Here is a 12512-nt window from a genome sequence, read left to right on the forward strand (position 1 = left end):
TGCTATCTGTTGTTTGACGCAGCTGCGTAAAGCAGGGGATTAATCCTCCAGCTCTTCGCGCGCCGCCTCCACATCGAGACGTTCCATCGCATCCATCGGCTCGCACTCGGCCGCTTCGGCATAGAGAGCTTCGGCCGCTTTCAGGCGGCTCTTGCCATGCAGCATCACCTGGGCATTGGCATACTCCATCCGCGCGATGGCGGAGTCGGGGATCAGTGCCAGCGCCTCCTTGAAGTGACGCTCGGACTCCTCCTTCTTGGCACCATAGGTGAGGCCGCCGATCATGGCGCCCAGCTTGTCGACGATCTCGGCATGCCATGCACCAAAGGCGATATGGGCTTCGGCGTGGTCGGGTTCGATCTCCAGCGCCTTCTCCAGGCTTGCCTTGATCTTGTCGCCAATGCCCTGAGAGAGGGCTTTGGAGATGGAGATCACCTGGCTGTAACGGCCAAGGGCCAGAGCGTGGAAGTACCAGGCGTTGGCATTGTCAGGCTGGCGTTTTTGCAGCTTCTCGGCATGGCTGGCCGCCCACTCGAAGGCAGCACGTTTGGCATACTTGTCCTCCAGCAGGTAGCTGGCGTGGATCACCAGCGCCTTGTTCGCCACATTGAGACCCGCCTCACCGGCCGCTTCGCCAAGGGCGACGGCCTGGGCAAAATCCCCTGCGTGATAGGCCCGCCAGGCATCCTGTACCTGCTCATCTTCCGGCCATGGCTCGGCATCCCCCTGATGGAGACGTTCCCAGTTATCGGCCAGCTTCTGGCCAGCATAGTCATAGGCCGCATCCGCGTAGGGGAAGGGGACAAATTCGAGTTGTGAGGTGGTCATGCTTGTTCTCCCTGTAGCATTTGAGTCAAACCTTTTCGGTGTAGTGGTGGGCGAGAGCGCCCAGATGAACACGGGCATCGTCCCGCAGATAGGGGGCGACCAGCTGCATCACCTGAAAGACGCCCAATGCAATATCGGCGTCGTTCCGGGGGTGCAGTGCCCGCTGGTACGAGATCCAGAATGTGCCCACCAGCGCCACGTTGGCAGCCAGTGAACGCAGCTGTTGGGGACTTCCCTCCATCAGGCCGACCGTCTGCAGGTGAGTGCAGATGGTGATGGCTGTCTGCTCCTTGCGGCGCAGCAGGGCGGAGAAGCGCTGCTCGACCCGATGGTAGCCATTCATCAGGGTGGAGATATCGTAGTAGAAGAAACGGTATTTCCAGATGGCTTCAAACATCAGGTGGAGGAAGAGCCAGATATCCTCGGGCTCATCGGACGGGGCGCTGACCGCATCGAGCAGGCGCTCCATCTCCTGCTCGAACTCGTCGAACAGGGCATTGACGATCTCCTCCTTGTTGTGGAAGTGGTAGTAGAGATTTCCCTGGCTTATCTCCATCTCGGCCGCAATGGCCGAGGTGGTAACGCTGGGTTCGCCCAGCAGATTGAAGCGGGCGAGGGCAGTGCTCAGGATCCGTTCCCGGGTACGGCGTTTGGGCTTGCGATCCATGCTACTCCTTCACGTGTGGACGACGTACGCCACGGCGATAACGCCTGGCGAGCCAGTGTTGCAGCTGCTCCAGCGACTTGTCGAGGGCCGCGACCGAGCCGCTGCTGGGGGCCAGCAGGGTGCGGTCGGGGTCGGCGAGCGCCTTCAAATTGAGCTCGAAGCCATGCCTGGCCAGGATGGGGGCCAGCTCGTGGCGACGCTGCCAGAGATCACGACGGGTGTGCTGGAAAGCGTGTTCGCACAGGCGACGACGATCCCGATAGCTGAACACATTGGTAAAAAACATCTCGCCATCGGCGGGGGATGGCTCAAACAGCAGCGCATCGGCATTGGGGTATTGATGGCGATAGCGATCCATCCCCACATGCATCCGCGAGTGGATGATGGCGCGGAAGGTCTGGGCCAGCACCACAGGCAAACCGCTATCCACCAGATTGGTGGGCTCTCCGGGCGCCATACCGGCATCGAAGGGTACCAGCGGATTGATGCAGAAGACCAGATCTGCCCCCTCCTGCAGCGCCACCGAGGCGTGCAGGGTCTTGATCAGGGCGCCATCGACATAGTAACGGCCATTGATCAAGGAGGGGGGAAAGAGGCCGGGCAGTGCCGCAGAGGCCTGCACGGCCGCCGAAATGGGCACATCGTCGAGTCCCGGCCCGCCAAAGGCGACCGGATGGCCGGTATCCAGCTCGGTCGCCACCACGAACAGACGGCGGTTTAGCTGGCGAAAATCGTTGCTGCGACCGGGACGGGAGAAGAACTGGGTCAGGATGCGATCCACCCCGCGGTTGTCGAACAGTCCGGTCGGGATCGCCCTGGAGAGACCTTGCAGCGATTCAAACAGGCTGCGTTTCCAGGGGGCAGCCAGATAGCGCATCAGGCACTCCAGCGCCAGAGGCGGGATGGAGCCGAGTCGCAATGCGTATTCACGAAAGGCGGGACGCAGCAGAGTGGCGGGATCAAACATCTCGCCGGAGTCATCGCTGAGCAGTATGCGCACCAGCTTTTCTGCCGAGATGCCGTTGGCCAGCGCCGATGCCACCACGGCCCCCGAGCTGACGCCGACATAGATGTCAGCATGTTCAAGGCGCAGGCCACTGATGCTGTCGGAGAGGGCGGCGCAGGCACCGATCTCGTAGATGCCACCGAGCGGCCCGCCACCGGCAAGGGCGATTGCTACCGTACTCATAGAGCCTCCTCCCTATCCATAGAAAACCGGCCCAGCGCTGGGCATGGGCCGGTGATGCTCACTCTTTGCCATCGAGACGGATTACGGCAGAACGCTCTCGGCCTTGGCCTTCACCTCTTTGACTGCATCTTCTGCCGCGGAGAGGAGGTCAGCAGCCTGCTCAACCACAGCCTCTTTAGCCTTGGCGACCGGCGCCTTCTTTACCGGAGCTTTCTTGACCGGCGCTTTTTTCGGGGCTGCCGGTTTGGCTTCAGCGGCCGGGGCCTCTTCGTCCTGGGCATCCAGCAGCTGTTGCACCACTTCGGTCAGCTCGGCCATGCGCTTGGAGAGCTTGTCGATGTCCTTGCGAGTCGGGATACCCAGACTGGCTACAGCGCGGGCAACGCGATCTTCGAACACCTGCTCCAGACGGCCCCAGGTACCGGCAGTCTTGTCAGCTACCGCAGCAATCTTCTCGTCGGCGCTTTGACGGGTTTTGGCTTGCAGCGCTTCACCTTCCTGCACCAGCGCTTCAAAAATCTTGCCGCCCTCTTCCTGCGCCTTGGCATAGGCGCCCAGACCGGCCAACCAGATCTGCTGGGTGGACTCTTTGATGGTGGAGGTGAGTTGGTTGTCGGTCACTGAACCTGCCAGCGCTTTAAGTTTTTTAGCCATGATCTTCTCCTTGAATAACGACAGATAAATGTAATGGCGACAACGAAACTGCAATCGGGTTGTGGCATTACTGATTTTTCAACTTCAGTCTAGGGACAAAAAATAGAGGGTTCTACCTAATAACGGAACAGGCACACTACCGAAATTAGGGTTTGCTCACGAACCGACAATCAAATTGCGGATTTCCATATGAATCGTGATATATCTAACAACCTAGTAACACCCTAATCAGTAGCAGGATTCTCTTTATGAACTATTTCATTACCGGCGGTAGTGGTTTTATCGGGCGTCGATTGATCAAAAAGCTATTCCAACAGCATCCCGACTGTACCGTCTATTTTCTGATGCGCTCTTCTCATCAGGAAAAATTGCCAGAGCTGTTCTCATTCTGGAATGTGGATGAATCGCGCGCGGTCCCGGTTTTTGGCGACATGACGCAACCGCTGCTGGGGGTATCGGCCGAGATACAGGAGCAGTTGATCGGCAAGATCGACCACTTCTTCCATCTGGCTGCCATCTATGATCTCAACGCCAAGGCGGGGATCCAGCAGCAGGTCAACACCGAAGGAACCCGTCAGTCCGTGCAGCTGGCCGAACGACTCGCGGCCCGCCAGTTCCACCACTGCAGCTCTATTGCTGCCGCCGGTCTCTTTGATGGTCTGTTTCGCGAGGATATGTTCGATGAAGCCGAACACCTCGACATGCCTTATTTCCAGACCAAGCACGAAGCGGAAGGGATTGTGCGCAACGAGTGCAGCATTCCGTGGCGGGTCTACCGCCCGGGCATCGTTGTCGGTGACTCCAATACCGGCGAGATGGACAAGATCGACGGCCCTTACTACTTCTTCAAGACCATACAGAAGCTGCGCCGTCTACTGCCGCCCTGGATGCCGGCCATCGGGGTTGAGGGCGGGCGCATCAACATAGTGCCGGTCAACTTTGTGGTCGATGCCATGGTACATATCGCCCATCAGGAGGGAGAGGAGAACAAAACCTTCCATCTAACCGACCCCAACCCGATGCGGGTTGGCGACATGCTGAGCACCTTCTCCCGCGCCGCCCATGCGCCGGAGCCTGCTATCCGTATCAATGCCTCTCTCTTTAATTTCATTCCCCGCCACCTGACCGCCATGCTGATGACCATGGCGCCGGTGCGCCGCATCCGCGATGCCGCCATCGCCGATCTGGGTCTGCCCAAGGATGTGTTCCGCCTTATCAGCTATCCCACCCGTTTCGACAGTCGCGAAACCCAGCGGGTACTGAAAGGGACCGGTATCGAAGTGCCGCCGCTGCACAGCTACGCCTGGCGGCTGTGGGATTACTGGGAGCGCCACCTTGACCCGGAGCTCTTCATCGATCGCTCCCTGCGTGGTCGGGTAGAGGGCAAGGTGGTGCTGGTGACCGGAGCCACCTCCGGCATTGGCCGTGCAACCGCACGCAAGCTGGCGGGGGCGGGGGCCAACGTCGTGACCATCGCCCGCGACGAGCAGAAGATTGCAGAGACTAAAGCCGAGTTTGCCGAGCTGGGGCTGACCATCGAGATCTATCAGGGGGATCTCTCCAATCTGGCCCAGGCCGAGGAGATCACCGCTCGCATCGTGGCCGATCACGGCGGCGTCGATATTCTGGTCAACAATGCCGGCCGCTCCATCCGCCGCTCCATCGAGGACTCCTTCGATCGCTTCCACGATCTTGAACGCACCATGCAGCTCAACTACTTCGGCGCGCTCAAGGTGATCATGGGGGTGCTGCCCACTATGATCGAGAAGAAAAAAGGGCACATCATCAACATCTCCTCCATCGGGGTGTTGACCAATGCGCCGCGCTTCTCCGCCTATGTTGCCTCCAAATCTGCCCTCGATGCCTGGGTGCGTACCGCCGCCTCCGAGTTTGCCGATAAAGGGGTGAGCTTCTCCATCATCAATATGCCGCTGGTGAAAACGCCGATGGTCGCACCGACCAAGGTCTATGAGCAGGTACCGATGATGACGCCGGAAGAAGCGGCCGATCTGGTATGCGATACCATCATCAACAAGCACGTTCGTCTGGCTACTCGCCTCGGGGTATTTGGTCAGGTGGTTCACGCTCTGGCACCGCGCGTCGCCCAGGTCATCATGAACACCAGCTTCCGCACCTTTGCCGATCCCAAGGATGGCGACAAGTCCAAGGCCACCGCCGATCAGGTTGCCGTCTCCACCTTTATCAAGGGGATCCACTTCTAAGCCAGCACAGATGAAAGGAAGATAAAAACAGAGCGGGCCCGAACATTCGGGCCCGCTCTTTTATTGTGAGCTGATTGCCTATGGACTAATTACGAGCCAGCAGAGTGAGCAGCAGCGCCGTAGTGCGGCGCGAGTAGAGCAGGGTGAGGTGGCCAATGCCGGCCAACTCGATATCTTCCATGCCCGCCAGACGCTGGCGCTCCTGCGGCATAACCACGTTATCGTGGCTGGTGCGCACCGAGATCCCGGGAACGCAGAGCGGCACAGAAGCAAAGCGCTGCAACCAGCCAGAGCCCGGCTCCATCTCCCGCGCATTGGCACCCACCCCCAGCATCGCCAGCTGGCTGCCCTGATGGGGCGTTGCCAGCGTGATAAGGCTTGCCACCTTGTCGCCGCCATGGACCGCCAGATAGTCGCGGCAGACCAACCCCCCCATGCTGTGGCCGATCAGCACCAGCTGGCTGGCACCGGTTGTCGCGAGCACATCGTCAATTCGCTTGGCCAGCAGCGGCACCATCTCGTCGATATGACCAAATGGCGGCGTCAGGGTAATGGTAGCGACCACATGACCCGCAGCTTCCAGCCGGGCGCGCTGGGTACGCCAGATGCCGCGGCTGCAACCATAGCCATGCACCAGCAGTACCGGCCGTCTGCCGGGAGGCAGCCTGTCTGGCGCCATCAGCAGCGGCTCGAAGGGGAGCAACCAAGTAAAGGTGTAGAGATAGGCGAGCATCTCGCGCGCCATCATCTTTACTCTCGCCGACATACCGATGGCCGGGGAGGGATAAAAGCGGGTAAATAGCCAGCTACCGAGTACCACCAGGCAACGCAGGGTGAGCAGGGCCAAGATCACGAACAGCAGAGTGACCAACCATGAAAAATCCAGTACCAGATGGGCGATGCTCCCAATGAGCAGCACCTCAACCATCAGCAGAATAAACAGGTGTCGTACGATCGTCATGACCCCATGATCCGGCGACATAGCTATAGAAGTCAAATGACGCTTTTCTACCCTGCAGGCCCCGTCACGCTTGCCCCGATATAGCCCTTTCTCATTACCGTGTCAGGATATTTGCAATACTGTATATCCATACATATACTTATCTCATCATCATCAGGAGGAGGCCATCATGGCTGTTGAAATCAAATATGTTGTGGTTCGTGGGGGAGTGGAAAAAATGACTTTTGCCAGCAAGAAAGAGGCGGACGCCTATGACAAACTGCTGGATACCGCCGATGAGCTGATGGCACTGCTTGCCGGCGCTCCTGTCGAGATGACCCCGGAGCAGCAGGAGAGTCTGGCGTTTTACCTCGCCGAGCAGCGTGATCAGCTGCAAAACCTGCTGCGTGGTGGCAAGGTTGCGGCAACTGGCAACAGGGAGGAAGAGCCCGCAGCCAAGCGCAAGGAGAAGGCGCTCAAACAGGTGGCATAAACAGTTTTTTGGTGGCCTATCGGGGTAACGGCTTGAACATCATTCACTTAAATTGCATTTATCACCATTTCTAAGGCTATTTACCCCGAGAATTTTTTAACAAAGGTGCATATTGATTGCATAAGGTAATTCAAAACCAGGATCCTGTTTCAGGCTGGTAACCCTCCAATCACACCTTTGACAAACCGGGCCTGACCCTGTCTTTCGGTCGATATAGCGGCCATTTCTCTTCTTTTTTAACCAAGCAAGACCATGACTCATCAACCCATTCCCTTGCCGCCGGCCATGCCGCTTTTTGACAATCTCACCTATCTGGAAGAGGGCAATGCTCAGGTTAACCACTACCTCGCCAACCTCAGCCTCAACACAGTGCCTGATGCAGGTCTGGTCTATGAGCTGGCGGTCGATTGGCTGCTTGAACAGCGCCATAGCGAGAACAACTACAAGACCTACCGCAGCGAGCTGACCACCTTTTTGCACTGGTGCTTTTGCGAAATCGCCATCAGCCCAAAGGCGCTGACCCGGCGCATCATGATGCGCTACCTCGACTACTGCCAGTCACCACCGGAACCGCTCATCGCCTATCGCAACGTCGCCCAGTTCGTACAGGACAAAGAGTGGGGAGAGCGGTTGCCCAATACCCAATGGCGTCCATTTCTCGGTAAAAAGGAGCTGGGCCAGCCACTGCCATACCGCTTGAGCGAACAGGCGATGAAAACCAAGCTCGCTATCCTGTCAGCTTTCTTCCAGTTCCTCATTCAGGAGGAGTACATGGATAGAAACCCGGCACTGTTACTGCAACGGGTGAAAAAGCCCCTTGCAAAGGAGGCTGACGATCAGGTGCAAGCCTTCAGCGAACTGCAATGGTCCTACGTGCTTCAGGCAGCCGAAACACTGGCACAAGATAATCCGGAGCAACATGAACGCAGCCGGTTTCTCGTCATCCTGATGTATGCCTGTTATCTGCGGATCTCGGAAGTGGCGGCCAGGCCCGGCTTTACCCCCGTGATGGGGCAGTTTCGTCGCGACAGCAAAACCGGCGTCTGGGGTTACTACATACCGAGCAGCAAGGGGGGAAAACGCCGTACCGTCGCCGTCTCACAGGCGCTGATCTACGCCCTCGAACGCTACCGTGCGTTTCTGGGACTCTCGCCCTTGCCGACCCCCAACGAGCAGACCCCGCTCTTTATCCGTCATAAAGCGGCCGCCCACGGCCGGGAGCAGGGAGAATTGAATGCCAATCTTGGGATCCGTCAGCTGCGCGAACTGGTGCAGGCAGTAATAACCAAAGGTGCCGAACTGGCCGAGCTGGATGGCTTTTATCAGGATGGTGCCGAAATGCGGCAACTAACCCCCCACGCCATTCGCCATACCGGGATCACTCACGACATCAACCTCAACGGTCGACCACTTTCCCACGTACAAGCCGATGCCGGCCACGACAGTATCGACACCACCTCCAAATACCTGCACACCAGCCAGAGCGAACGTCATGAGAGCGCCCAGCAAAAGCCGCTCGACAGGTTGCGATAAAAACCCGGATAGGTGAGAGATAACAAGAAGTAAAAATCGGATATAGGACTACCAATGTTGCCGTAATTTTTACGGCATATACCTGTCAATCGGCGCGAGCGCAATGGCTGCCACAGCGAAAAGGGGAGCCCAATACACATATTGCTCAAGCGTTTTGATAGTGAATACTTGTCTCAAAATACGGCATTTGTGGTTTCAGAATATCGACCAAGGGGAGGGGGTTGGGTTCGTGGTAACCGAGAGAAATGGCTTGGCGCTTCAGCCATTTCATCACCTTGTTATCTCTACATATCACCCTGAGGAGTAATACGGGGGGAATTCCCAGACAACCATGCTTACAACATTCACGGAGGAGGGGTGTTATATCTTACAAGTAGGCTTTTTGTCAGTAATGGCTTGGTTTAACAGCAATTGCCCCAACTTTCATTTAATGCCGATAAAGCTAGTTATCGGCATTAAGCCGTTTGCTCTGTGTACAGATAGTCAGGAGGAAACCCAACACTTTGAAAAAAAAGGAAATCCATATGACAGTCGATCATATTGAAAAGTCAGAACACCTTGAGGCATTAGAGGTCTCTCTTCGGGAAGAATGGCATGCCATGATTGCATCAGGTGCGCCTAAAGCAGACATAATTGCTAAATCCCAAAATATACCGCTGCGTATTTTGCTAGTCAGAACTCAAGGTGCAAGTTTATCCAGCCTTATCGAGATGGGCGCTAGGTGCCGAACTCTACATTGAGGATGTGAATATGATTGAGCGTTTCAAAATTGAAAATGTGACTGAAGCTGATGCCTTCTTAAGAGATTTGCTAGCTAAAGATGAGTATCGCTCTATGGATGAAGTGATTGTACGGGCACGCGAGCTTGTTTCGGATGACAATCTTCGTATGTACTTCATTAACAAGGCGAAAGAGATTCTTGGCGTCACAGCCTGAGTGGAATTCAGGCGAAACAATCTATCAAGGGGCCTCAGGCCCCTTTGTTCTACCTACAGGCCTGACTGCGCATAATTCATGATTTTGTTAAATAGGCCGATTCCGTCGCCGCTGACAATTGTGTCAGATTCTAATAAGAGCGACGTTATGGAACGGAATCTTACAAAAAACTTTATATTTCGTTGGTTTGAGTGCGGTTTGAGTCCAGAGGAAACAGCAAAATTATGTTTTGTTTCTGTGATGGAGGTCACACTCTGGGATGAGGGAAAACCAATCCCTCCGGTATGCAAACGAGTCATGAGGATGGCAGTTGGACGGGAGCTGCCAACCGTCTTTACCCGCTACTGGGATGGCTGGCGAATGGCAGGCCATAACCTAATCACCCCCGCTGGCACGTACCTCTCTCGCCAGCGTCTTGAAATCATCGAAAGTTTCGGGTCAGAGGACTTACAGGCGCTGAGAGCCAGTGCGGCGCTGAGGCGTTCGCCGACCTCTGAACGCTGAAAGCCTCAAAAGCCGGTTTAGCAGGGAAGGGGGTGACCCAGTCTCGGGTCTAAATGGGCATGTTCCGCCGCCCACCGATTGGCGCATCTATCGGCCTCAGTGGGCGGCTTGTAGGGGCTACCGCCCCTGTTCTCTGGTGGGGTAACTCAGTGCCATTGGGGATTGGCTTTGTAGAGATCCTTGGCAAATTGACGTAGCTCCCTGATGTTGCACCATTGAACCGGAAAATCCTGCTCAGTCTTGGGCAACTTGGCCAAGCGCTCCAACAGCTGCAACAAGAAAAGATAAGTGTAGCCATCATCGAGCTCGACCATCTTGAAGTAGCGCTCTTTCAGCTCTGAATAGGCTTTGTACCCTGAGATAACGGGCATGTATACAGCCCAAGCCTCTTGGGCAGCAGACAGGGTTAGCGAAGACGATGAAGGAGCAAGAGGCAGATCAACCTGCTTATGGCGATCGCCGCGTTCGCGGGCAGAGGCGGGCGCGGTCTCTTGCCCTGGCTGTTGGCGTGATACCTTCTCGATCATGGCATGATGCCAAGCCAGATAACGCACGGCCAAGGCGGTGCGGCGCTCAACGGCCATGCGGCCTTGTTCCATGCGGTTAACCGTGTTGCGAGCAACACCCAGCTCATCAGCCATGCGCTGTTGTGACCAGTCCAGACGGGCGCGAATGTCCCTCAGTTCTTCAGCGGTCAAGCTCAAATCGTCCATGTTTCCCCCTTAGTGAGTGCAACATCATGTTGCATACATTGATTATAGTTTGACCTGATCTGAATGCAACATCATGTTGCACTTTCTTTTTGAATGTCCGTGTTTTGGCTACGGGCGGGGAGCAACGCTACACGAGGCGATTTATTTTGGGGAAGGGTGTCCTCGGGGGAGCGCCTATGCGCGGGGAAACGCCAGCGGTGGAGCTGCTGGCCCGCGCTCCGGCGCGGCCTCCGGCCACTGGCAAAATGAAATCGTGCTGAGAAGCCGAGGGACGCGTTGGAGGGACGCGTCACACTTGGACGGGGGTGAATTGCTACAAAGCCTTTTCAACTGAGCTTGCGACGCTGGCGGTCAAATTATCCCGATTGGATGGCGGCAGGGTGTTGCGCTCACGGATCAACATGGTTGTTTTGCCCTTGGTAATGACCAAGCCATACGACTTGAGGGCAACTGTCCAGCCCAAGTCTATGAGGTCAGCAGAACGCCACGTCATGAGTGAATTGTCTTTGCTATCCCACACCTCGATCCACGCATCAAGCAACTGGCCATTGACGACAGTCTGAGAGGTGAGCACGGGCTTGTTACCGTCCAGTGTCTGGGTGAACAGGTCATCCACTTTGGGAGGGGCGAGCGGTGGTGCAGCTGCTGGCCGTGTTGCCGGTTGCCCTAGCTGTTGGGGTGATGCAACATCTTGTTGCTGTGCCGTCTTGACCGCTTCATCTGCACCGGTCTTGCTGTTGAAGTTGATCAGGGTATCGATGGCGAACCATAGCCCGCCTACGAGCAGCACAAGCGCAATGGGGATCCCGAACTTGAACTTGGCCGACTTGAATACGTTCGTCCGGTCATCCTGATAGACCCCCATTTCGTTATCTTCTGAGGTGGTGCTGGCGTAGCTGCCAAAATACTTGGGGTCATACTGCTTGATGCCTCCGGTGAGCTTCTCGAACTCGATACGGGTACGCTGGCCATCTGCCCTTAGTGAGCCTTTGTAGGAAGTCCAAGAGTAACGCTTGGCTTGGCCTACGGCGTCCAGCTTCATGAATACGAACTTCTTGTCTATGCGGTTGCGCCACATGCTATGAACGTCGTTGAGGTTCTGCCCCATCAACACAATGTCGAGACCACGGTGGCGGTGTTCGGTTATCAATTGGATGATCGGGTCGGGTAACTTTTGCCGACCTGACGGCCAGAAGTTCTGGCTCTCATCGATGATAACAAGGCTCTTGTCCCGAACGTGCTCATGGATGTTGGGGACTTGCTCACGGGTGATCTGTTTCAGGCGTTCTTGGCACTCCTCGAGTGTAATTTCGCAGAGTTCCGCAATCTTCTCGTAATTCAGGCCCTCGATATATGCATCGACGGTGCGACCATCCCTCAACCGAGGGATGATATGCGCCACCAACGCTTCATAACTTTTGCCCGAACCCGGCAAACCTTCATGAAATATCAGCATGTTAATAATCCATTTAACATAAAAACATGAGTCCCGCAGTTATTACCACTGGAACAATGTCGCGATTTTACGGAGCATCCGAAAGCCCACGCCCATTGAAATAAACATGAATGCCTCACTTATGCCGCTTTGATTCAAGAAATACATCAGTTCGGGCGGCACATACGCAATCAAGTCTTGCAGCGAGTATTTCAGAAGATCGGGCATCGGTATTTGCTCAATCACAAACCGGAGCGCCGCCAACAGCTGCTCAAAGACATTGAGCAGGGTATCTTGGAACCACTGAAATATTGCCTTGAAGAAATCCACAATCCACATCAAGACGCTTTCAATGAATTCCCTCAGCCAATTACGGAACGAATCTAAAAGTTCCATAT

The 12512-nt window shown here is 55.9% G+C and carries 14 protein-coding genes; 6 read left to right on the forward strand and 8 right to left on the reverse strand.

What is annotated here, in order from left to right; translation table 11 throughout:
• Window positions 1–39: 39 nt before the first annotated feature.
• From AAHA39_RS03525 to AAHA39_RS03540, 4 genes are all read right to left on the reverse strand, one after another.
• Window positions 40–828, reverse strand: coding sequence for a hypothetical protein (locus AAHA39_RS03525; protein WP_320654817.1), 789 nt, complete (start codon window positions 826–828; stop codon window positions 40–42).
• A 25-nt stretch (window positions 829–853) separates the two neighbouring features.
• Window positions 854–1495: a TetR/AcrR family transcriptional regulator gene (locus tag AAHA39_RS03530; protein ID WP_320654815.1), complete on the reverse strand. Its 642-nt coding sequence runs from the start codon at window positions 1493–1495 to the stop codon at window positions 854–856.
• Window position 1496: 1 nt separating this feature from the next.
• A complete protein-coding gene (locus AAHA39_RS03535; protein WP_215801257.1) occupies window positions 1497–2684 on the reverse strand; it encodes a patatin-like phospholipase family protein in 1188 nt (395 codons plus the stop codon).
• 81 nt (window positions 2685–2765) lie between these two features.
• On the reverse strand, window positions 2766–3338 hold the full coding sequence (locus AAHA39_RS03540; protein WP_042030972.1) for a phasin family protein: 573 nt from the start codon (window positions 3336–3338) through the stop codon (window positions 2766–2768).
• A 248-nt stretch (window positions 3339–3586) separates the two neighbouring features.
• Here AAHA39_RS03540 and AAHA39_RS03545 point away from each other — a divergent pair, with 248 nt between their 5' ends.
• On the forward strand, window positions 3587–5560 hold the full coding sequence (locus AAHA39_RS03545) for an SDR family oxidoreductase (RefSeq protein WP_320654808.1): 1974 nt from the start codon (window positions 3587–3589) through the stop codon (window positions 5558–5560).
• Between the two features lie 85 nt (window positions 5561–5645).
• Here the strand turns inward: AAHA39_RS03545 and AAHA39_RS03550 are convergent, their stop codons facing one another.
• Complete coding sequence (locus AAHA39_RS03550; RefSeq protein ID WP_320654806.1) at window positions 5646–6521, reverse strand: esterase/lipase family protein; 876 nt, start codon at window positions 6519–6521, stop codon at window positions 5646–5648.
• Window positions 6522–6690: 169 nt separating this feature from the next.
• Here AAHA39_RS03550 and AAHA39_RS03555 point away from each other — a divergent pair, with 169 nt between their 5' ends.
• The 5 genes from AAHA39_RS03555 (at window position 6691) to AAHA39_RS03575 (ending at window position 9966) form a co-directional block, all read left to right on the forward strand.
• Window positions 6691–6993: a YebG family protein gene (locus AAHA39_RS03555; protein ID WP_320654804.1), complete on the forward strand. Its 303-nt coding sequence runs from the start codon at window positions 6691–6693 to the stop codon at window positions 6991–6993.
• 285 nt (window positions 6994–7278) lie between these two features.
• The gene (locus tag AAHA39_RS03560; RefSeq protein ID WP_407707124.1) at window positions 7279–8526 is read left to right on the forward strand and encodes a tyrosine-type recombinase/integrase; all 1248 of its coding nucleotides are present in this window, start codon (window positions 7279–7281) and stop codon (window positions 8524–8526) included.
• A gap of 524 nt (window positions 8527–9050) precedes the next feature.
• Entirely contained in the window at window positions 9051–9266 is a 216-nt protein-coding gene (locus AAHA39_RS03565) for a hypothetical protein (RefSeq protein WP_156852781.1), read from the forward strand.
• Between the two features lie 10 nt (window positions 9267–9276).
• Window positions 9277–9462 carry a hypothetical protein gene (locus AAHA39_RS03570; RefSeq protein WP_156852782.1) on the forward strand — a complete coding sequence of 62 codons (186 nt, stop codon included), beginning with the start codon at window positions 9277–9279 and terminating at the stop codon, window positions 9460–9462.
• 303 nt (window positions 9463–9765) lie between these two features.
• Window positions 9766–9966: a DUF3653 domain-containing protein gene (locus tag AAHA39_RS03575; RefSeq protein WP_342689995.1), complete on the forward strand. Its 201-nt coding sequence runs from the start codon at window positions 9766–9768 to the stop codon at window positions 9964–9966.
• Window positions 9967–10112: 146 nt separating this feature from the next.
• Here the strand turns inward: AAHA39_RS03575 and AAHA39_RS03580 are convergent, their stop codons facing one another.
• The 3 genes from AAHA39_RS03580 to AAHA39_RS03590 all read right to left on the reverse strand — a co-directional run bounded on the left by AAHA39_RS03580 (window position 10113) and on the right by AAHA39_RS03590 (window position 12510).
• Window positions 10113–10679 carry a helix-turn-helix domain-containing protein gene (locus tag AAHA39_RS03580; protein ID WP_320654795.1) on the reverse strand — a complete coding sequence of 189 codons (567 nt, stop codon included), beginning with the start codon at window positions 10677–10679 and terminating at the stop codon, window positions 10113–10115.
• 313 nt (window positions 10680–10992) lie between these two features.
• Window positions 10993–12135 carry a zonular occludens toxin family protein gene (locus tag AAHA39_RS03585; protein WP_320654793.1) on the reverse strand — a complete coding sequence of 381 codons (1143 nt, stop codon included), beginning with the start codon at window positions 12133–12135 and terminating at the stop codon, window positions 10993–10995.
• 42 nt (window positions 12136–12177) lie between these two features.
• Window positions 12178–12510, reverse strand: a complete 333-nt coding sequence (locus AAHA39_RS03590; RefSeq protein WP_320654791.1) for a hypothetical protein — start codon at window positions 12508–12510, stop codon at window positions 12178–12180.
• Window positions 12511–12512: the final 2 nt, after the last annotated feature.

The sequence above is a fragment of the Aeromonas sp. SE22 genome (genome assembly GCF_038739755.1).
Lineage (GTDB): Bacteria > Pseudomonadota > Gammaproteobacteria > Enterobacterales > Aeromonadaceae > Aeromonas > Aeromonas jandaei.